This window comes from Sporosarcina sp. FA15, from assembly GCF_051550195.1.
Lineage (GTDB): Bacteria > Bacillota > Bacilli > Bacillales_A > Planococcaceae > Sporosarcina > Sporosarcina psychrophila.
In genome coordinates, this window is sequence record NZ_CP188818.1 from 2,287,430 (window position 1) to 2,308,726 (window position 21,297).

Annotated in this window: 19 protein-coding genes; 2 read left to right on the forward strand and 17 right to left on the reverse strand. The window is 41.0% G+C overall.

What is annotated here, in order from left to right:
* Positions 1 to 12: 12 nt before the first annotated feature.
* From ACP8HG_RS11040 to ACP8HG_RS11095, 12 genes are all read right to left on the reverse strand, one after another.
* Positions 13 to 885: a DUF58 domain-containing protein gene (locus tag ACP8HG_RS11040; protein WP_187045477.1), complete on the reverse strand. Its 873-nt coding sequence runs from the start codon at positions 883 to 885 to the stop codon at positions 13 to 15.
* The gene (locus ACP8HG_RS11045; RefSeq protein WP_342538813.1) at positions 882 to 1,889 is read right to left on the reverse strand and encodes an AAA family ATPase; all 1,008 of its coding nucleotides are present in this window, start codon (positions 1,887 to 1,889) and stop codon (positions 882 to 884) included. The genes ACP8HG_RS11040 and ACP8HG_RS11045 overlap by 4 nt, the downstream gene beginning before the upstream one ends.
* A gap of 21 nt (positions 1,890 to 1,910) precedes the next feature.
* Entirely contained in the window at positions 1,911 to 3,416 is a 1,506-nt protein-coding gene (locus tag ACP8HG_RS11050; RefSeq protein WP_438298614.1) for a hypothetical protein, read from the reverse strand.
* Between the two features lie 15 nt (positions 3,417 to 3,431).
* Positions 3,432 to 4,283 carry an ABC transporter permease gene (locus ACP8HG_RS11055; protein ID WP_067211648.1) on the reverse strand — a complete coding sequence of 284 codons (852 nt, stop codon included), beginning with the start codon at positions 4,281 to 4,283 and terminating at the stop codon, positions 3,432 to 3,434.
* Between the two features lies 1 nt (position 4,284).
* Entirely contained in the window at positions 4,285 to 5,214 is a 930-nt protein-coding gene (locus ACP8HG_RS11060) for an ABC transporter ATP-binding protein (RefSeq protein WP_067211650.1), read from the reverse strand.
* Complete coding sequence (locus tag ACP8HG_RS11065) at positions 5,211 to 7,619, reverse strand: hypothetical protein (RefSeq protein WP_438298615.1); 2,409 nt, start codon at positions 7,617 to 7,619, stop codon at positions 5,211 to 5,213. Before ACP8HG_RS11065 ends, ACP8HG_RS11060 begins: the two co-directional genes overlap by 4 nt.
* Positions 7,620 to 7,716: 97 nt before the next feature.
* Entirely contained in the window at positions 7,717 to 8,610 is an 894-nt protein-coding gene (locus tag ACP8HG_RS11070) for a LysR family transcriptional regulator (protein ID WP_067211655.1), read from the reverse strand.
* Entirely contained in the window at positions 8,591 to 10,036 is a 1,446-nt protein-coding gene (locus ACP8HG_RS11075) for an MDR family MFS transporter (protein WP_082786834.1), read from the reverse strand. Before ACP8HG_RS11075 ends, ACP8HG_RS11070 begins: the two co-directional genes overlap by 20 nt.
* A 112-nt stretch (positions 10,037 to 10,148) precedes the next feature.
* Positions 10,149 to 10,589, reverse strand: a complete 441-nt coding sequence (gene cbpB, locus ACP8HG_RS11080; protein ID WP_187045481.1) for a cyclic-di-AMP-binding protein CbpB — start codon at positions 10,587 to 10,589, stop codon at positions 10,149 to 10,151.
* Positions 10,590 to 10,696: 107 nt separating this feature from the next.
* Entirely contained in the window at positions 10,697 to 10,927 is a 231-nt protein-coding gene (locus tag ACP8HG_RS11085) for a hypothetical protein (protein ID WP_067211663.1), read from the reverse strand.
* Positions 10,928 to 10,977: 50 nt separating this feature from the next.
* Positions 10,978 to 11,736 (reverse strand): 2,4-dienoyl-CoA reductase, encoded by a 759-nt coding sequence (fadH, locus tag ACP8HG_RS11090; RefSeq protein ID WP_067211665.1) that lies wholly within the window; start codon positions 11,734 to 11,736, stop codon positions 10,978 to 10,980.
* A 667-nt stretch (positions 11,737 to 12,403) separates the two neighbouring features.
* Positions 12,404 to 14,446: an EAL domain-containing protein gene (locus ACP8HG_RS11095; RefSeq protein ID WP_342538816.1), complete on the reverse strand. Its 2,043-nt coding sequence runs from the start codon at positions 14,444 to 14,446 to the stop codon at positions 12,404 to 12,406.
* Positions 14,447 to 14,729: 283 nt separating this feature from the next.
* Between ACP8HG_RS11095 and ACP8HG_RS11100 the strand changes: the two genes are divergently transcribed.
* A complete protein-coding gene (locus ACP8HG_RS11100) occupies positions 14,730 to 15,194 on the forward strand; it encodes a YkyB family protein (protein WP_082786653.1) in 465 nt (154 codons plus the stop codon).
* 233 nt (positions 15,195 to 15,427) lie between these two features.
* On the opposite strand, the gene ACP8HG_RS11105 is transcribed toward ACP8HG_RS11100, so the two are convergent.
* The 3 genes from ACP8HG_RS11105 to ACP8HG_RS11115 all read right to left on the reverse strand — a co-directional run bounded on the left by ACP8HG_RS11105 (position 15,428) and on the right by ACP8HG_RS11115 (position 17,446).
* Positions 15,428 to 15,886 (reverse strand): chemotaxis protein CheW, encoded by a 459-nt coding sequence (locus ACP8HG_RS11105; RefSeq protein ID WP_067211674.1) that lies wholly within the window; start codon positions 15,884 to 15,886, stop codon positions 15,428 to 15,430.
* 185 nt (positions 15,887 to 16,071) lie between these two features.
* On the reverse strand, positions 16,072 to 16,935 hold the full coding sequence (locus tag ACP8HG_RS11110; RefSeq protein ID WP_338655703.1) for an NAD(P)-dependent oxidoreductase: 864 nt from the start codon (positions 16,933 to 16,935) through the stop codon (positions 16,072 to 16,074).
* Positions 16,936 to 17,293: 358 nt separating this feature from the next.
* A complete protein-coding gene (locus ACP8HG_RS11115) occupies positions 17,294 to 17,446 on the reverse strand; it encodes an aspartyl-phosphate phosphatase Spo0E family protein (protein ID WP_082786654.1) in 153 nt (50 codons plus the stop codon).
* A gap of 336 nt (positions 17,447 to 17,782) precedes the next feature.
* Between ACP8HG_RS11115 and ACP8HG_RS11120 the strand changes: the two genes are divergently transcribed.
* Positions 17,783 to 18,418, forward strand: coding sequence for a hypothetical protein (locus tag ACP8HG_RS11120; protein ID WP_342538817.1), 636 nt, complete (start codon positions 17,783 to 17,785; stop codon positions 18,416 to 18,418).
* An 868-nt stretch (positions 18,419 to 19,286) separates the two neighbouring features.
* Here ACP8HG_RS11120 and ACP8HG_RS11125 read toward each other — a convergent pair.
* Positions 19,287 to 19,730: a MarR family winged helix-turn-helix transcriptional regulator gene (locus ACP8HG_RS11125; RefSeq protein WP_067211682.1), complete on the reverse strand. Its 444-nt coding sequence runs from the start codon at positions 19,728 to 19,730 to the stop codon at positions 19,287 to 19,289.
* 98 nt (positions 19,731 to 19,828) lie between these two features.
* The gene (locus ACP8HG_RS11130; RefSeq protein WP_067211685.1) at positions 19,829 to 21,262 is read right to left on the reverse strand and encodes an ATP-binding protein; all 1,434 of its coding nucleotides are present in this window, start codon (positions 21,260 to 21,262) and stop codon (positions 19,829 to 19,831) included.
* Positions 21,263 to 21,297: the final 35 nt, after the last annotated feature.

Here is a 21,297-nt window from a genome sequence, read left to right on the forward strand (position 1 = left end):
AGCCGCCTCCATCTATCGCACCCATCCTGCATGGCGCATTTTTTTAGTTACGGTTTCCATGACCCCTTCAGCAACTTCTGCACGAATAAGTTGAATACCGAATTTGCGGGCAAGCGCTATCATTTGTGCTTCATGTACCGATTTCTTTTCCAGGTAATCTTGAACCGTACGCCTCGTCATAGTCACTTCGATGCCGTCACCACTCTCGATGTCGACAAATCGAATATCCCCCTCGTAATTTGGAGCTTCTTCCACTTTCGAATGAATCGTTACAACACGTACGTCACCGCAAATTCCTGGCAGACGGCGGAAAAGATGTTCCCACTTTTCGACCTCTTCAAGTCCATCTGTCAGGATGAACAACACCGTTACTGCTTTTGGAATAGACGCAAGTGCTCGGTCCGTGAAATTTTCTGTTGATCCCGGATCCTCAATCGCTGAAATGAATTTCGTCACTGAAGCACGATGCGCAGCGCCTTTCTTTCTAAAAAAGGTATCCTGCTCATCAGTCCACGTGGAAAACGATAGTGTATCTCCACTTTTAAGCGCTAATTGCCCGAGCGCAATTGCCAGCTGACGGGCATAATTCCACTTTCCATCTGCCCCCATTGACTTCGTCGGATCGAGTAAAATATGGATACGCATCTCTTGTTCATCAAGAAACTGCTTAATGTAAGGCTTGTCCGTTCGTGCATAGACATTCCAGTCGATATGGCGCAAATCATCACCGGGATGGTATTCCCTGAAATCAGAGAAATCAAGGGAAGAACCGGTCTTCCTTGAACGATGCGTCCCTTTATGATGTCCTAGACGGCCCGACCGAGAAACAATTGACAATGCACCAAGCCTTTTCGCTAACCCATTAGGAAACAGTTCACCGTTCATTGCACCGATGCTCCTTGACGTACTTCTTCAAGCAATTTAACGATCAGTCCGTCAACGTCAATGCCCTCTGCTTCCCCTTCATAATTGATGAGAATACGATGACGTAACGCAGGTTTAGCAACTGTTTTAATATCCGCAATGGATACATGATAACGACCTGACACAAGCGCACGCGCTTTGGCGAGTCTAATAATTGACTGAAGTCCCCTTGGTCCGCTTCCGTACTGAACATATTTTGCCCAGTCATCGGTTGAACCGTTGTTGTTGTTGTTGTTGTTGTGGGTTGCTGAAACCAAATCGACCGCGTAATTAATCATTTCATCCGCAATAACAACTTCTTTGACCATTTCTTGCGCCATTACGATTTCTTCCGCATCCATTACTTTTTGAATTTCGATAAGTCGCGGTCCCGTTGTACGCAGAATAATTTCCTTCAGTTCTGATTTCGCTGGATACGGTAAAATTATTTTACAAAGAAAACGGTCCATCTGTGCTTCCGGCAATGGATAAGTTCCTTCCATCTCAATCGGATTCTGCGTTGCAAGAACGAAAAACGGACGTGCCATTTGTCTCGTCTCTCCAAGTACCGTCACCGTTTTTTCGCCCATCGCTTCAAGCAAGGCACTTTGTGTTTTCGGAGTAGCTCGGTTAATTTCATCCGCCAATACCATCTGGCTAAAAATCGGACCTTCTTTAAAAGCGAAGCGCTGCATTCCTTCTTCATTTCGTTCCAAAATGCTTGTCCCCGTTATATCGGCCGGCATTAAATCAGGCGTAAATTGAATCCGTGAAAATGACAAATCGAGCACTTCTGAAATCGTTCTAATTAGCATTGTCTTCCCAAGTCCGGGCAACCCTTCCAATAGTGCGTGCCCATCTGCCAAAATCGAATAGATAGAAAACTCGACCGCTTCCTGTTGTCCGACGATGAATTTACCGATTTCCTCTTTAACTAATCCTAGTTTCCCACTCATTTCTTCAAACTGCTCTGGTGTAAATGGCATACGTACACTCCCATTCTGTCTTCATTCGATTGAGGAAAAGTAATCAGAGAGGATGTGCTGCAAATCTGGCGGCAACTTCATCTTATCCGTACTCTTCAGGTAAGAATCTTTATAATCTCCAACAACTTCTTTATAAGGTCGAATTGTTCCTTTTTCAACTGGACCTTCTGTTTCTCGCTCCTCGATGAAACTCCCTTCACCAAGGTCCCCTCCAACAACGGACGAATTCCCTTTTTCCCCTACACGGTCATTCGGGATTGAAAGAAGACTCCTTCCTCCCGAACCTTGGCCAGCACCGGTTCCTCCTTGGCCCTGTCCTTGACCTTGACCTTGGCCTTGACCTTGACCTTGACCTTGGCCTTGACCTTGACCTTGACCTTGACCTTGGCCTTGACCTTGACCTTGACCTTGACCTTGACCTTGACCTTGACCTTGACCTTGACCTTGACCTTGACCTTGACCTTGACCTTGACCTTGACCTTGACCTTGACCTTGACCTTGACCTTGACCTTGACCTTGACCTTGGCCTTGACCTTGACCTTCCCCTTCGCCCTCGCCTTCACTTTCACTTTCGCCTTGACCTTCCCCTTGGCCTTCACCTTCTGATGTCCCAGTTTTAGTATCACCCTCTGTTGCTGAAGAGCTACTCCCTGAGCTTGCAAGGGCGGGTAATGCAGGTGCTTTACCGATTTCATTCAACGCACTATGTGCTTCACCTGCATTTTGCGCAAGTTTATCCGTAAGTTCCATAAGCTCACTAAGTTCTTTTTCTTCCGCCTCGCTTAACGATTTGGTTGGATCACCAGATGTCTTAGCTAACTCTTTTTTGTCTGCTAGACGCTGTTCTTTTAATCGTAATTCCTTCTGTTTCTTAACAAGTTCTTTCAACGCTTCTTCCGACGTTTCCGCTTCCAAAAGCTTTTCAGCGAGTTCCTGCAATTCCTTTTTCACTTCGGGTAATTCTTCTTTTTTAATCAATTCCTGCACATCTTTTTGCATCTCTTCAATAATCTTTTTTTCCTGTTCAATCGCTCCCGCTTCTAACTGCGCTTCAGAGGGAAACGTGATTAATAGGGCAAGACAAGCAGATATAATAATGAATCCACCTAGCATCTTTGGATTTACATACCGTTTCTCCCTTTTTTTAAATTGCTCAAAAGCAACCGCCACTTTCGACTCGGCTGCAATGATAATAGCAGGAGCAAGATGAGTTTCATTGACCTTGATATCCATCGCTGTTATAAGAAGATTATCTGGCATAAATTCATCAAGCTGCCTTACCGCTTCAGCGTTGTTATATCTTTTGTAGATAATGAAAACGATTGTCGCAATGAGTAGCAATACTGCACCGATAAGCGCGATACGTCCATAATAAGGAAGGACAAATAGTCGAGAAGCGACAACTAAAAGGACCGCGAAAAGGGCGGCAGCAAACATTCCAGTCTGCACCGTATAGATGGCTTTTTCAAAACGTAGCCGGTACAGAGTAGCCAGCACATATTTCTTTAATACTGATTTCTTTTCCATTCGCCCACCTCCCTATTATTTTGAACGTTTCATATTAACACGCAATTTCTTTACTGAAATAAATAGTGAAATAACCGTTAGTGACAAATAGAAAATAAGATAGCCTATCCAAATCGGAAATTTCACTTGCGTCATTTCCGAAATGCTATCCCCCATTCCTGTCGAAAGGAATGATGCGAAGAGGATTGCAGGATTAATTGACGCCAGAATATGCCCAAGCATTGAAGTTGGCGGCGTACCTGTTCCCATGTGATTGAACTCTATCATTTGCATAACAATCAAGAATATGAACCCAGTGACGACCGATAGAAACAGCATTGTTCCATACGTTGCAATCATCGAAACAATCGTCCGGCGAATAAGCGTGGAGAACATAACACCTACACTGCCGATTGCAAGAAGCGTTACAAATAAGAAAAAGAACACTTTAACAAAGTCCAATGGAGAGATACCGCCGAATAGGAATACTAAACTATAGACCGGTAATCCCGCCACAATGAGCAGCAACAGGAATGCGATTGATGACGACAACTTTCCTGAAATAATTTGAAATGAACTTTGTGATGTCGTCAATAAAATTGACAGCGTTTGTTTTTCCCTTTCCGAACTAATTGCTCCAGCCGTCAAACCCGGAGTGATGAATAACACAAGTCCTAGTTGGATAAATGCTAACAACCCAAACAAGATGAAACTTTCACTAGGTCTGAAATAAGACGTCCCTGACATCGTCATTGTCGCAAAGATGAAACCAAAAACAAAAATACACATTGCTATCAAGTAGAATAGGATACCAACGAAACTTTTTGGTGAGCGGAACCTTAGTTTCAATTCTTTAAAGAGAACCGGATTATTGAAATTCATCTTCATATTAATCGGCTCCTTTCGTAATTTCCATGAACACATCCTCCAGATTGGTCACGTGCTCCATGAATGAAAGGATTGGAACATTATTCGTGATCGCTTGCTTCAACAATTGGACCTGGTCTTCTTCCGTCCCTTTATATGAAAATCTGACGCCATCATTAGCATCCAACTGTTCGATATTTGACACGTACGGATCTTCTTCGAAAAATGCGATTGTGCTATCGAGCGATCCAGCCAAACGGACTGTAATAACTCTTTCTCCGCGCAGCTTATCTTGAATTTCGGCAACAGAGCCGTGTGCGATGAGACGACCATTATCAATTACCCCAATTTCATCACACATTTCCGCCAGTTCAGGCAAAATATGTGATGAAATTAAAATCGTCTTGCCCATCTTTTTCAATGTTTTTAGAATGTCTCTCATCTCAACACGTGCACGCGGATCCAGTCCAGATGCAGGTTCGTCAAGAATAAGCACTTTAGGATCATGGATAAGACTGCGCGCCAAGCAAAGCCGCTGCTTCATCCCCCGCGACAAAAGATCTACGTACGCATGACGCTTATGTGACAGGTTGACGAGTTCCAACAATTGCGGAATAAGCTTTTGCCGCTCCGCTTCAGGAATGCCATAGCTCGCACCGTAAAAGTCCAGGTACTCGTCCGCCTTTAGCTGATCGTAGACACCAAAAAAGTCAGGCATATAGCCAATCATTTTACGAACTGCCTCCGGATTCTTCCGGATATTCACTCCGTCGATGAAAACGTCCCCCGCAGTCGGTTGTAATAAGGTCGCAAGAATGAGGAATGTCGTCGATTTCCCAGCGCCGTTCGCACCAACAAACCCAAAAACTGTTCCTTCACTCAACGTCAAATTCAAATTATCAAGCGCTTTGAATTGGCCGTACTTCTTTGTAAGTCCTTTTATCTCTATCATTGCGACACCTCCCCATTCAGCTTCAGCATAGGAGCACGGCCTTGATTACCATTCTTTTCATCATGAAAAATGATTCGGACAACAATTTTTCCATCAGGCGTTATATAGTTGTTTACATTTTCCGTCTTCACCAATTTCCCAGACTCTGACTGCTCGTATTGACCCGATCGCACATTTAATATGCTGACATCATATAGTTTTTTTTGTATTTTCGATAGTTCCAGCGATGTCCATTTCATGTTCTTTCCGATTAACCCTGCTGGTAATTGCCATGTTTGATTGTACACGGCCTCATTAAAGTAATATTCATCCGTACCATATCCCTGTGAATCAGGCTGAAACTGTCCATCCTCTGACAGCATCGACATCTCCATCATCTCTGGTTCAACTGTAAACACATCAGTCAACGTCACGTCTACCATTGCTGTTTGAACGAGCATCGTCAATGCTGACACTGAAGGTTTTACTTTAAGAAGTTCAATAGGAACAATCTGTGTATCTGTATAACCAATTACGGCTGGACTCGAAGTCTTGTTCATATAATCACCGGCAAATGAGAGAACGCTATCTTTCCTCATCTTCGTTAAATCATCCATATTGACTGGTGTAGGATTCATATACGAATTGAACATCGATTTTCTCGGAAGCAACGTAGAGGTTTTTAGCGTTTCATCCACTTGGGCAGTTTCCCCCGGTCCAAGATCACCGATTGGAATCAGTTTTGTTCCCGACCAAATCGATACATCCTTCAATGCAAACGGAAATCCATTTGTCACTGAACCCGTCAATTTTTTATCCGTTACATTTAATTGGATTTCGTAATTCCCTTGCTTTTCGATCCTGGTTTCTCCGTACACTGTCCCTACATTCCAATAGCCAATATTTCGAAGATGCATTGTCGTACCTGCTGCGTCCTTTTCAACAATTGCTTGTTTATGGATAGTCGCTTGAGAAGACCTGAAAGGATCATTATTTGGCAACGAAGCACCAAGCGTTGTTTCAACAGGTGCAGTAAATGTAAAGTTCCCAGCTTTATTGGTTAGGATTGACTCCACATAATACCCTGTCAAACTACCATCCTGTTCAACATTTAATATTGCGGAATGTTGAATTTGTGCTCTTCCAATTCGATCTTTCGCTCCGTATGCAAATATGGCAATGGACGCCAGTATCGCAATGGATGGAATAATCCACCACGCATATTCTCGTTTGTCTTTCCGTTTAAGGATAAAGTAAAGCACTGGTATAATAAGAATAATATAAAATATAATTATTCCAAAAATTAATGGCGTAGATACTTTGAATGAAGGAAACAATTCATTGGTGCTAGCTACCGTATGGACAATTGCATTATTCGGACTGTCATAAGGATTCTGTCCCCATTGATTTGAATGTCCCGTCACATCGAATAATGTCCCCCAGAACGCCGGCATTCCAACCATTTTAGCAATTGGGTCATCGCCGACTGAAAAAGCCGTTTGGACGATTTGCCCCCTGCCCAACTTGGAATAGGCAACGAGGACATTTCCTTCATCTTCAAGTAGAGACGATGCACCCGGATTTAATGCTGTTAAATAGGAAGGGATTGTGCCTTCAAATCCTTTTGTTCCCGCCCACTTATTCAAAACTTCAGGATTCGCTTTAGAACTTGCTTTCAACGTCAAAGGCAAATGATCTGAAAAGACACCCGTCTCCGCTTTCACGTTATCAGAACCTCCGATTACTAAGATGCCTCCTGAACGAACCCATCCTATCAACGCATTCTGTTTCTTTTCAGATAAATCGGCAAGCGGATACTCATCGATGATGATAAAATCAGCCGCTCCCCATCCTGCCGCTTCTTCCGGGAAATTTGGTTCACCCATTTTCGACGCACTAATGATTTGGCTAGTAGAAGCATTCAAAATTCGGCTAGTTTTCAAAGCGCCAAGACGATCCGGATTATCCGTAAACGTTACGATGAATTTCGAATCATCGTAAAACATGGTCGTCGTTAATGTTTGTGCTCCTTTATGTACAACTTCTTTCCCTTTTTCCCATCCGCCCTCGTATAGGTAAATTGTTTTCGTGTTCGACATTCCCCCATACATATTGTTCATATCAGTCATACTCGGGATGACAAGCGAAATCGTTTTGGTCTCCCCTGCACCGATATCAACAGGGATAGCTTCCCCACTTCCTGTCGTAAAGTAACTCGGAACGTCGATTACAAGATCCCCGCTAAATGCAGTTCCACTGTTCTCAATCACAATTACTACTGGAGCACCTTTTCCTTCCTTTGCTTTACCGTCGATGCCTGCCGAAACACTCACTTTCAGATTTGGAGCTGCAAGAGCATTGACAGCTGGAATGAAGACAATCATTCCAACAAACAAAACCAACACTACCCCGAACTTTTTCCACATACTAATTTCCTCCTGTCATGCTGAATAGAAATCTATCAGTAGACTAATTGTTCTCATCTATTAGTACGAACGAGACAACCTAAAGTTCCTTTATTTCTCAATAATTGTAATCTTTTTGTAATCTTTCAGCATGACTTTGGACAATTTGTGTAAATGCATCCACTTGTTTTAGTGCAAACGAAGATTCATAGCCGATTAACCATGTATCTCGGGTCAACTCAAATTCTTCTTCATTGTTCAAAAGCGGCATTTTATTGACATCTTCATCACCGGTCAACGTAATTGACGGTAATATCGCATAACCAATCCCATTTAACGCCAGTTGCTTACAAGTCTCAATCTGATCGACTGTAATTTGACGCCCCGGATTTTGGTCGAAATGACGCTGCCACCAACGCTGAATTTCCATATGGTAATTCGAGTCACTCTTGAATTGAATAAATGGACGAGTCGTATCTTTCAATTCTTCGATTGACGTAATTTCACGGTCTACTAAATAGAGATGGTCTCGGAATAAATACGTTTTTTTACTCTTCCAATCTACCTGGCCCCGAACAATTCCAACATGAGCTTCTCCTTCATATAGTGCTTTGACAATTTCTGAACTCCATCCCGTTATCAGCGATATTTTGGCATCTGGATACATTTCAACATACTCTTTCAATACTTGAGGCAACCACGTCTGCCCTACGATGGATGCACATGCAATTTTCAATGTGCCGTGCACTTTGTCCGCCATCGATGCAATCATTTCAAACGTTTCTTCACGTTTTATAATCGCTTCACGTGCATAGCCGATGATCAATTCTCCCGCTGGCGTCGGCTCAAGACCTTTCTGCGAGCGGATGAACAATAACGTTCCCCATTCCTTTTCAATTGATTGTAGCCGCTGAGAAAGTGCCGGTTGCGATAAAAAAAGTCGCTCTGCAGCTTTTCGCATATTCCCTTCTTCTGCTAATGCTTTAATGATTTCAAGTTCTGTCGTTGTCATTCAAATACCCCTTTCCACGTGGAATTTTTAATATAAAGAGCAAGCTGATAACAGCAAAAATGGCTACAGTAATATACACCCATTGCAACGAGCCATCGAGCGCATTTTGTAACAGCTGTACTTTTGTTGCAGGTATCGTTTTTCTCATTTCATCCGTCAGAAGTAAATTGACATCATCTAAACTATAATTCAAATCATCCTTTTTGAACCGGGCCATTAACATGCCATTTAAAATCGCGCCAAATAATGCCGCCCCTACCGTATTCCCGAAATTCCGCATGAACATATTGGCAGCCGTCGCTGATCCTCGCTTCTCTCTTGGAACCGCCCCTTGGATTGTGACGGTGAACGATGTACTTGTCAGTCCCATGCCAACGCCCACAAAAAAGCTTGCAATCGCAGCCCACCAAGGTCCTGACCCAGCGTCCATCATGACAAATAAGGTTGTTCCAAATATGAGTGATAACCCACCTGCAAAAGATACATGAAACGTACCGTAGCGGATTAACAAATGACCTGCAACAGAGGATGCAATCGGCCATCCGATAGACATTGCTGTCAGGGTGAATCCAGCAATTATCGCCGGCTGTTCCATAACACCTGTAACGAATGTCGGCAAATAAGAGGAAACTCCAATCAATATGACCCCTGTCGTTAACGAAACAAGATTCGCATACAATATAACGGGGGTTTTCCACAATGCAAATGGCATTACTGGATCTATTGCTTGTCGTTCGACCCTAACAAATAACGCTAACGACCCGAGTCCTACAATAACGAGGGTGATACTGTAAAACGACAAGCGACCGAATGCCTGACCACCTTCAACAAGCCAGTATAAAATAGTGGATAACGATAACGTAAGTAGGAAGGCACCTTTATAATCAATCGAAACCTTTTTCTCCCGCTTTGGTTCATGTAGAAACAGATAGATACCGACCATTGCAAGTATTCCAAGCGGCACATTCACCCAGAAAACAAACTTCCAATTCATATAGTGAACAATCAGCCCACCAATAACGGGACCTGATACAGCTGAAATTCCCCATACACTAGATAAATACCCTTGGACTTTCGCCCGTTCTTCCGTCGTATATATATCGCCTACAATCGTAGTAGCAATTGGCATTACGGCACCCGCACCGAGGCCTTGAAGTAACCTAAATACAATTAACTGCTCCATCGAAACTGCAAAACCACATAATATAGACCCAATAAGAAATATCGTCAATCCAATAAACAAAATTGGTTTTCGGCCAAATAAGTCCGCCAATTTCCCATAAATGAGTACAGTAACTGTACTCATCAGTAAATAAGAAGAAAAAATCCAACTATATCTTGAAAAACCACCAAGGTCCGAAGCAATTGAGGGCATTGCTGTAGTCACAATCGTCGCTTCCACCGCACCAACAAACATTGCCAACATGACAGAAATGAGCACAAGTGGGCGATTCGTAATTTTATTATTTTTCACAGTCTAGATTCTCCTTTAAACAGAAAAGGGCCCCATTTAGGAGCCCACAATTTAACCAAAACAATTATTCAACCGAGTAAATATATCTTTTAAATTGTTTCATTATTACTCTTCGTGTTAATATGCCTGCAAATGTGCCGTCTTCTTCCGTCACACAAAGAAATGTATGGTCAATTAATAAATCGAGCCCTTTTTGGAATCGATCCGTCGTTTTTATGGATGGCAAATCAGTTTGCATAATTTCATCAACTTTTAAATCGTCAAGACGTTCATATTCAATACGTTCAAGTCCCAAAATAGAATCAGTAATCATCCCCATACTGAGCAACCCTTTTAAACGATATTTCGCATCAAGGACCGGTATAGCTGAATAACCTGTTTTTGTTAGTACAAGGAGGGCGTGCTCTGCATTATTTCCAACCTGAACATGCGCAACTTTTTCAGACGAAATGATAAAATCCGCTATCGGTGTGAAAAGAAAATCCCTATTGTTTATAGAAATCATGTAAATCTACTCCTTCTGTAGCTATGCTTTTCACCTTAAAACTACATATCTATCATATCATAAGAAGGACTTTCTATCCTTGAAAATGAAAAAGAAAACCCCTTCTGTTAAGAAGAGGCAGCGTAATAAAAAATGACAATTCCAATGAAAAATACAGCTACAAGGACAATCCAAATAATCGGATTCAATGTAAATGGGTGCTCTTCAATCGGACCCGAAATCTGATCATCCTGTCCATCAACAACAACGGTCACCTTGTTCCATTTCTTTACGGCGATAAAGCTGATTATACAAATGACCAAAACAACGATAATAAATGGAACTGTCCATACATCCAAACTTATCTCTCCTTTTGAGAGTAGGATGTGCAAAACGACAACATTTATCCTTAAAACGGGGATTTATTAAGCCATTGTCCGCCGTCGAGCGTCACAATTTCTCCATTCATGTAGGACGCCTTATCTGACATAATGAATGCCGCCAGTTCTGCAATCTCTTCCGGCTTCCCAAGACGACCCAAAGGAATCGATTCAAGTGTGCGCTTAGCTGCTTCATTAGACTCCCATAACTTTTCTGCGCCGCCTGTACGTTCAATCGGACCCGGCGCAATACCATTCACACGGATTCCATATTGACTTCCCCATTCAACTGCTAAAGTTCGAGTTAACGACATAACACCTGCTTTAGCTGCCGCGGAATGAATGACACCCGCGCCTGCATCCCATGCATACGTTGCAAGCATATTCAATATCGATCCTTTTTGACCTTTCTCAATCCAGTACTTTCCAACTGCGCTGGAGCAATAAAATGTGCCATTTAGTACAATATCGATAACAGACTTCCAGCCGTTTGGTGATAAATCTTCTGCTTTAACGATGAAATTTCCAGCCGCATTATTTACTAATCCATCAATTCGGCCAAACTTTTCATCCGTGAAAGCGACTAACGCTGCAACTGATTCAACATTCCTCACATCCATCTGGAATGGATGTGCATGATCCCCAATTTCTTCTTGAGCCACATTTAACCTATCTATATCTCTACCCGTAATTACGACTTGTGCACCTTCATCGGCAAATTTCTTCGCCATGTATTTCCCCATCCCATTCGATCCACCTGTTACAATTATGACTTTTCCCTCAAACACAACAATTCCCCCTCTTATAATGAATGAATATTCACTCATAATTGTAACATGTTATCAAGTTCGTTACGAGAACAAAAGTAACCTCACAACGAAAAACGGACACCGAACTTTTTCAGTTGTCCGTTTATACGATTATTTAATAACACATGTTTTAATTAACCAAAGTAAACCCAAATATGACTACTTACTATTCATTAGACGTTCTATGTACAGATACCATCGGATCGCTTTGGACCGAACAAATACTATACAATTATCGGGATTTCTTGCTGTGTAAAGTCTTTGCTAAAATAAGTATAGAAGGCTTTATTAAAGGTGATATTCCTTTATTTTTCCAAAGTGTATAGTCGGCACTAAACAAATGGATTGTTCTTCTAACACCGCTTTGTCGCTAGACTTGTCCGTTATAGGCGAGGCGCACCACCTAGTTAACCCCAAATAAGCAGTGCCGAATATATAGTTGCATTTTCCACTTGAACACTGTAGGTACGCGGCGGATAGATCGTCGTAACAGGATGACCAAGGAGGAATGAATAGCAATTCCTCCTCAAAGAATGTGGTGTGATCATTTCGTCCAAAGCGAGCCGGAAATGTACATGTGTGTAAACTTGTATGCATTTCCTACAGGCGCTTCATATAATAAAATGGTTAATCAAGAGACTTGACTTCATAAATACTTTTCTACAATTTCCTCTACAGGAACTGCCTTACTGTACAAAAAGCCTTGCGCCTTCTGGCATTTAGCTTCAAGTAGAATCATAGCTTGTAAATCCTTCTCTACACCTTCAGCAATTACTTCCATCCCAAGACTGTGGGCTAGATTAATAATTGTCTTCGCTATTGCTTTGTTTTTCACATCAAATTCAATATCTTTTATAAATGAACGATCGATTTTAATGATATCGATTGGATATTGCTTCAAATAACTAAGTGATGAATAACCCGTTCCAAAATCATCGACGGAGATGAAAATCCCGATTTTCTTTAGTTCATTTAATGTTGCTAAAGTTTCATCTATTATCGTCAATGCTCCCTCCGTAATTTCCACTTCAAGGGAAGACGGTAAGATGTCGTAGTAAGAAATCTTCTCTTTCAATTTATCGACAAAGTTTTCCATTCTAAATTGCTTTGGCGATATATTCACAGCTATCCTAACAGCTTTGAACTGCTTATCCTGCCACTCTTTCAACTGTTTACATACTTGGTTTAATACCCAATCACCAATTCCATGAATAAGCCCTGAATCTTCAGCAATGGGGATGAATTGCGCCGGTGATACAAACCCAAATTTTCCATTATTCCATCTAAGAAGCGCTTCGAAACTACTAATATGCCCGGTTTTCAAATCGACTTGCGGTTGATAGTGAATCGTCAATTCATTTAACTCAATCGCCCTGCGTAAATGCGATTCCATCAGTGCTTCATCCGGGAAGGTAGAATTCATCGCTTCTTGATAGAAACGATAATGCGAGCGGCCACGATCTTTCACAAAGGTTAGCGCTTGTTCCGACTTCCTTAGTAGATTCTCAAGTGTTTTTCCATCTTCAGGATAAACAGCAATTCCGATGGATGCAGAAATGAAATACTCCTGATGATTATGATAAAATGGTTTTCCAAAATCATTCAATAACTGTTGTGCAAACTTCTCTGTCTTCAGCACAGAATGATTTTGCAATGAGACGATAAATTCATCGCTGCCATTACGATACAACCTGGCGGATGCAGGACAGATTATTTTTAATCGTTCCGCAACCATTTTTAATATTTCGTCCGCACCATTATGGCCAAGTGATTCATTTATTAATTTGAATCGATCAAGTCCTAAATGAACGAAAGACAGTCTTGTTTCTCTTCGCAAGGCGTTTAGAGAATCCTCCGTAAAGTGTTCTTTCATCGCCTGACGATTCCACAAACCCGTCAAATGATCATGATATGACAGGAATAGAAGTTTTTCATTATTTTTCTGATGAATAGATGTATCCCGTACAATTAGTTGAACTTCTTCTACCTCTCCATCAATCAAGACGGGAATTGCCTTCAAATACGCGGGTAATAAATATCCTTTTTTATGAAAAATAGTTGAATCTTCCATCTCAATGGATTCCCCTGCAAGTGCCCGGGACAAGAAGAGCTTAAATGCTTTTATGTTATCCTCCCCGGAAAGATTCAAAATTGAACGGCCAGAGAGTTCTTTGAATCGATAGCCGAAACCTAAATGAACGGCTCGATTCGCGTAAATAATTTTAAAGTTTTGATCGATGGTTATGATTGGGTCAAGATTATGTTCAATGACGGAATTATATTTATGTTGTAACTCCGACTGCGACTTCCTTACAGTTACGGTATCTAGCCGTTCACGCAATTCAATGATGATAATTTCTCGTTCAAACTCTTCGGTATGACGTTGAAAATCCAATTCGAATAATACGCCTGCCCCACCTCGTATCGATTGGATTTCAGTTGTAAAATCAGATTGATTTTGTAATTTCCGCATCCTGCGCTTAATGGGAATCCATAAATCACCAAAAAAACAAGCAGCCGATTGTTCGATTTCAGTCGAAAAGTATTTTGTCGCCAATGAGTTAGCGTAAAGCACATCAAATTTACCTTGCTCATTTTTCTCAACAAATATGGTCATCTTAAAGGAGTGGTTCAAAATATATGATTCTACAATTTTTTCTAAACGGTCTTTAATCTTAACGTTTCTCATGTGTGCCTCCGTTTGTTATGCATTTATCCAAACTTTTATCGATTAATCCAGGTAAATATGAATCAATCGCCCGAGTACTTTATAGTTAATCATAAATAGATTGTACTTATATCGAAAAAGTATGTATCGAATAAATAAATATAATTATTATATCAGCATAATGCATCTTCGGAAGAATCAGTGTTTTCACTACCTTTTAGATCTGAAGTTGTACAATTCTTTCATTCTTGGTATTATATGAAATATATGTAACCATTCAATCTGCCAATGAAGGAGGCCAATTTTGAAAAACAAGCATTCCATCCGTCAATTGGCAATTGCCATCTACACGGTAAATCGACATGCCAAAACAGCTCCTGACAATAGACAACTTTACGCCTTAAAAAAGATGGCGATAGACAAGTTGCTTAGTTCGGGCATTGCCGAAAAAATCGGATTGCATTTTGTCGACAATCCAAAATTCAGCAAGCAACACTCCACGGTCCTCGTCCGATGTGACGAATTCCTCTTTCATACAATCCCAGAAAAAGAAGACTTTAATACTCTTCCACACCTCGGACAACAAGATCCAGCTTCTCGCAACCCTCAAGAACGGATGAGCTTGAAAACTGCGCGCGAGCTTCTCTCTAAATATGTGGGGCCCACCCACCCGATAATACCCGAGAAGAAAAAAACACTACCAAAAAAGTCTATTCATAGCATTCAGGATTCACAAAACTTCCGTTCATCTTATTTGGATGGTAAATAGAAAAGCGCAAGCGCCTTGGTAGACCCGACAAGCGCTGGAGGGCCTTAAGATAAAGGCGCACTTTGCCTTTAACTTAAGGACTGAAGCGACTCGAGGGGCTAGGCGCTGGAGTCTAGACAATAAGAAAGTCGCTCGAGTACCGCTGCTCTTGGTGAAAAACTTATACTTTCTTATTTTTTAAAAACGGGCTATTCCTGCTGGCTACCAGCGGGAATAGCCCGTTTTTTCTTCTATTACTTAATTTGCTCCGCGATTACTTTTTCAAAATCAACGAGAAGGATCATTCCGTTATCACGCTTGATAACTCCCGAAACAGGTACTTTATTTCCCGTATACATATCGGAAGCAGGTTCAATATCCGTAAAATTGATACGCTGGATTTGGGTAACAGCCGTCACATCTAAGACCACTGTTGTCCCGTCGAATTCAGCGACGATATATTTGGATTCATCACTATTATTATTAGTTGCATTTCCTGTTACTTTCTTCAAATCGATGACAGGAAGTACTTCTCCTCGTAATTGTATGATTCCCTCAATATACGGGTGTGAATGCGGTAATACAGTAACCGGAACGGGTTGAATAATTTCACGTACATGCTGAATGCCTAGTCCAAAATTACTATTTCCTACTTGAAACTCTACAAATTCAAAGACTTCATATGTTACTACATCCGATTTGATTGTATTCACCTACTCAGCTCCTAGATGTTAATAATAGTATATAGATATCCCATTGAATCCACTTCGGCTACCCTTCGTAAGGTGCCTTCGCTCGGTTTACTTAGTATTCACCTGGTCAACATATATAGCACTTAATTAATTTAATTGAACACTTACTTCTATTTTCGGCTTATTTCTATAATTATTTAGCTTTATTAATAACTTTTATATAGGACTTGTGTCCCTTGGTCGCTAAATCCTTTTTCAACAAGTTTCTTATACATTTCACTTGCAAGTTGCAGACCTGGAAGTGATAGATTCATCGCTTCAGCTTCTGCCAGCGCGATGTTTATATCTTTCATGAAATGCTTAACATAAAATCCAGGTTCAAAATCCCCGTCTAACATTCGCGGTGCCAAATTCGACAATGACCATGAGCCTGCCGCACCTGTCGATATAGACTTCAGCACAGTTTCAGGATCCAACCCTGCTTTTTCAGCATAGACCAGCGCTTCGCAAACCCCAATCATATTCGTCGCGATGGCAATTTGATTGCACATTTTTGCATGCTGCCCGGAGCCTGCCAGACCCTGATAAACAATTTGTTTTCCAAAAACCGCTAAAACCGGTGTAATGGCATTGAATACTTCTTCTTCCCCGCCACACATAATTGACAACGTCCCATTCTTCGCGCCAATGTCTCCCCCAGAAACGGGTGCGTCAATTGTCGCCATCTGCAACTTAGCACCAGCATTCGCAATACGTATCGCCAGTGCTGGGCTAGAAGTCGTCATATCAATGAGAATCTGACCTGCCTTACCAGTTGAGAAAATACCACCCTCTCCAAAGTAAACTTCTTCGACATCCCCCGGATAACCTAGCATCGTGAAAACTAATTCCGCATCCTTCACCGCTGCAGCAACTGTATCCATCCAAACAGCACCTGCATCTATTAGAGACCTTGCCTTTTCTTTTGTGCGTGTATATATGGCCACTTCATAATTACTGTCTAAAAGATGGTTAACGACGCTTACACCCATAACACCTGTCCCAAGAAATGCGATCTTTTTGACTTCCATTTCAATTCCCCCTTTATCAAATGCACATCGGCGTACTTAAATTGCCTTCATCCGGCAGGGCTTAGCCCCAGCTGAATGAGGTTGAAAATCGTATTATCTTTTATCCTACCAAAGTATTTGTATTTTTCCATCATTCATTTCTATTTTTGATCAAAAAAAGGAGGACGGAACCCCGTGATAGGGATCCGCCCTCAAAAGGGGGAAATGAGAATGTTGCTGTGTTCTATCTTAATTTCCCCTCTTTTCTTGATTATTAAACATTGTTCGCAAAATATTTTCCCTTGTTTTTTTGAGCAATTCTATAAGTGGCTTCCTTCTTCAAAGATAGTAATAGGAGCAATACCCTATTACTTCGTTATCAGCCTTTTTTTAGCCCTGCGTATTGATCCATGAGATTATCAAGCCTTCTGCTGAATTCTATCGTTTCAGCAGCAGTCAGTCCTTTTTCAGTCGCTGCTTTCATCATCTCTTCGCGTAATAATTCAATTTCTTCTTCTAAAGTCCACTCCAAGATAATCCCTCCATGGATTAACACATAGCTAACTTTTATTATACAGGAATACTCTCATAATAAGTGGTTTAACTTACGACATATTCCGACAACTTCAAATGGTCAGCAATAGAAAAGACTTTACGTTATACTAATTTTAAGGCACACTATAAAAGATTCAATAAACTAAGTTCTATATCTGTTGTAATAAAGAATCCCATTGAATTGGCTACGGCAACAGGCTATCGCTTGTAAGGCGCCTTCACTCAGTTTATATAGGTATTCATTTATTCAACTTATATATAATGAAACATTACGGCGTCTCAGACGTCAAATTTAACCAAGGAGGGGTTTACGATGAAAAGCAGATGGAGTCTTTTATACGCAGCAATCGCGACCACTTTATTACTTACCGCTTGTGGTACAAGTACCGACAAGGAACCAGAAAGTACAAATGGATCAGCGGATGTGGTTGAAAACGTAGACAAAGAAACAGTCACTGAAGGCAAGGAACCGGATACAGAAGTTGATGAGGTTGATGAGGTTCAAGAGGACATAATGAAAAATGCAGACCTGAAGGAAAGCGATGAACAAAGTTACGCTATTTCTGTACTGCCTGACTTTTCATTATCAAGCGAAGAACCCGGTAAGGACAGCCTAATTTCAGCAGACAATGAAGCAGTGTTTATGCGCATCGAGACGGTAGCTAAGGAAGACGGCACATATGACTACTTAGCCGAAAACATGATTGCTGTACTTGAAGCATCAGGGGATGGTAGCGCGCCAATTGAAGTACTAGATGAGAAGTCAATCCCTACAGCTGAAGGCATTGAAAATGCAAAAGTTCTGGCCATAAAAGCTGAAACTGCATCTATTACGGGAATTATTTTCGAACGTGACAATATGGTGGTTAAACTTACAATCTACGATTCTCCAAAAGAAGAATATTTCGAGCAATTCCTTCGTATGGCTGAAACAATAGTTCCTAAATAATGGACGACTATCAAGAGTCAAATGGATAACCATCCGTTTGGCTCTTTTTAATTGTAACAAAAGCGTTCGAGTCTCAGCGGAGGGGAATCGCCTTTCAAAGGCAATTCATATATATGTTGAACAAATGAATACGTCGTAGGCGCTTACAAGGGCTTTTGGGAAGTCACTGAAAAAGTCTCGATACTTGGAATGAAACAGAGCTGCTACCAATACCGCTTCGACGCTTTGTGGATGCCTCCCGCGATAAGCCAGAAAGAGCATTTCATTACCTGGGATGAAATCTGCAACCTGGATTGCGGATTTCTTGACTATGATTATATATGTTGAATCCGGTATATATACTAAGCGAAGGCGCCTTAACAGGGGTAGCCAACCGAACAACGAAGAGTTCGGTTTGTATAATTTCTGTGTTCTTTGCAGAAATTATACAGTTAATGTCAAGAGGTTGTTCCCGATAGGTTAAAGAATACCTCATCTGGCTTATGCGGGAGGCATCCCCTAGCGCCATAGCGGTTCAATGGAATTCTTTATTTCAATTTATATAGGTTCAACTAGTAATCACCTTACAATCTCGCCATATACATCTCAAAATCACTTTTCTCTTGATAATGAATAACCTAGCGCAGGCGCGGCAAAGGGGTCGCCGAAGCCGTAAGACTGGACGCGAAGCGCTAATCTAGGCTAACGATGAGAGGAATCCCCAAAGCGCCAAGCGATCTACAATCCACAACCCGAATAACAGCTCTTGCATTATTGAGGTCCACAGTACATTCAATGGGATTCTTTAATTCAACATGCAAAGGTAAAGTATTATATATATTACTACGCACTAAAAAAACGCAGCACTCGTATGACGAGTTACTGCGTTTTACGATAAGTTCTTTACCGAAAGCCCCAATTTCCGTACTAATTCAATTGCCTGGTCTTGTTCTTCAGTGGAAAGGGAGGACATGATAGATTCGATATTATTCGCATGCTCCGGGAAGATAGATGTCATTAAATTGACGCCGTCCTGAGTAATCGACATATATGTCACCCGCTTATCTTCTTCACAAAAGACGCGTTCCAATAACCCTCTTTTTTCAAGCTTATCGACAACGTAAGTCATCGAACCACTTCGAAGTAAGATTTTCTGCCCAATCTTCTGGATGGGCTGTCTCCCCCTGTGGTGAAGCAATTCAAGAACGGCGAATTCAGTTGGATTAAGCCCATGCTTTTCACTCGTTTTATGCGCTTCCTCCAAAATCACCTTACTCGCCCTTGAAAGAACAATAAATAATTTCAGTGCCCGTTCTGTATCTTTTGTCATAATGCAGTGCCCCTTCTATAATTACGCTCAATAGTCGCCCTCATTATAACGGCAAACACGTCTTCATGTCAAAAAACCAAGAAGACGTTTCGTACCTTTACTTACAGAGAGAGCACTCTTTTTTCAGCTGTATCTTTCATCGTGGCATGCCCCAATGCCGATGGAAATGTTACGATGAAGGTTGTTCCAATGCCGACTTCACTCTCAACTATAACCGTTCCACCATGTTCTTCTATGTTTTTCAAAACAAATGGTAATCCGAGTCCCGACCCGTCTGACTTGGTGGTGAAGAATGGCAAAAAGACTTGCTTTAATTGACGTTTATCCATTCCTTTACCGGTATCTGAAACCCCCAAAATAACTTTTCCAGGGCTGTCCAAATTTACAAAAATTGAAAGATTCCCTCCAGGAGTCATTGCTTCCATTGCATTTTTGAACAGATTGAGAAGAACTTGTTTAATTTTATCAGAATCACCGACAATCAATGAATCTTTAAGTATATTTTCTTTTTGTGTAATAGTGATTCCATCCATCAAGGCTTTCGGATAGACAACCTGAATCATATCTGCAACCAGCACCCCCAAGGAGAATGTCGTTTTTTCATTCAATCCAGGCTTTGATAGGATAAGCATTTCGCTTAATATAGCCTCCATCCTATCGATTTCTTCATCAATAACGGAAAGGTATTTCATCGTATCCGCAGTTGCGGAAATCTTAAGTAATTGGACAAACCCTTTCAAAGTAGTCATGGGATTTCTAATTTCATGCGCTATACTTGCTGCCAGTTCACCAATCGTCGATAATGAGTTTGAATGGGCCAAACGCTTTTCCATGGCCATTTCTTCTGTTCGATCATTCATTCTTACCAAGTACGTTTGTGACTCGCTATCGTATAGTGTTGTTATCTGATAGTAATTAACATCATTCACATTTCTTATATACTTGGTTGTTATTTCAGCAAATCCATACAGATTTACGTCTTTAAAATAATTAAATATTAACTCAGAGTTGTCCGGAAACAATTTAACGATTGCTCCCACTGTTTTGCCAATAAAATAGTCTTTCGGCAAGTTAAAAAAGGAAGTATGCAAATCATTGACATCGTAGATTATCCCATCACGATCAATAACAACCATGAAGCTATCTGAATTACGAAAAGCGTGTATATAGGTTTTATCCGACTTGTCCACAATACTTTGTGGAACATCAAATAGTGCAATCACCTGTTGAACATCATCAAAATACTCAAGATGCATCTTAACAATTTCTACTCTATTTCCAAACAGCCGAATATGCACTTCGAACGTTTTATTCTCAGTTTCCCCAAGATTACTAAAGACATTGTCCCAATGATTAACAGTAGGATTAATGAAAAATTCTTTAATATTTTCTTCTCCATCATTGACAAATTCTTCGCAAAATGAATTATTTACATGTAAAAGACTGCCGTCAAGATCAAAAACGGCACCGGGTCTGATTGTATCATCCAGTAGAAAAGTGATATGCTTCATTACCTTTATATTTTTATATTTCAAGTGTATTCCTCCACATCCCATTTTTAAACAATATG

Excerpts from the sequence above, each read along its gene's own strand:
- ACP8HG_RS11045 (WP_342538813.1), bottom strand. The coding sequence starts at position 1,889 with ATGCCATTTACACCAGAGCAGTTTGAAGAAATGAGTGGGAAACTAGGA.
- cbpB (WP_187045481.1), bottom strand. The coding sequence starts at position 10,589 with ATGATTTCTATAAACAATAGGGATTTTCTTTTCACACCGATAGCGGAT.
- ACP8HG_RS11040 (WP_187045477.1), bottom strand. The coding sequence starts at position 885 with ATGAACGGTGAACTGTTTCCTAATGGGTTAGCGAAAAGGCTTGGTGCA.
- ACP8HG_RS11065 (WP_438298615.1), bottom strand. The coding sequence starts at position 7,619 with ATGTGGAAAAAGTTCGGGGTAGTGTTGGTTTTGTTTGTTGGAATGATT.
- ACP8HG_RS11095 (WP_342538816.1), bottom strand. The coding sequence starts at position 14,446 with ATGAGAAACGTTAAGATTAAAGACCGTTTAGAAAAAATTGTAGAATCA.
- ACP8HG_RS11055 (WP_067211648.1), bottom strand. The coding sequence starts at position 4,283 with ATGAAGATGAATTTCAATAATCCGGTTCTCTTTAAAGAATTGAAACTA.
- ACP8HG_RS11050 (WP_438298614.1), bottom strand. The coding sequence starts at position 3,416 with ATGGAAAAGAAATCAGTATTAAAGAAATATGTGCTGGCTACTCTGTAC.
- ACP8HG_RS11060 (WP_067211650.1), bottom strand. The coding sequence starts at position 5,214 with ATGATAGAGATAAAAGGACTTACAAAGAAGTACGGCCAATTCAAAGCG.
- ACP8HG_RS11070 (WP_067211655.1), bottom strand. The coding sequence starts at position 8,610 with ATGACAACGACAGAACTTGAAATCATTAAAGCATTAGCAGAAGAAGGG.
- ACP8HG_RS11110 (WP_338655703.1), bottom strand. The coding sequence starts at position 16,935 with ATGGAAGTCAAAAAGATCGCATTTCTTGGGACAGGTGTTATGGGTGTA.
- ACP8HG_RS11120 (WP_342538817.1), top strand. The coding sequence starts at position 17,783 with ATGAAAAGCAGATGGAGTCTTTTATACGCAGCAATCGCGACCACTTTA.
- ACP8HG_RS11075 (WP_082786834.1), bottom strand. The coding sequence starts at position 10,036 with ATGTTGGCAATGTTTGTTGGTGCGGTGGAAGCGACGATTGTGACTACA.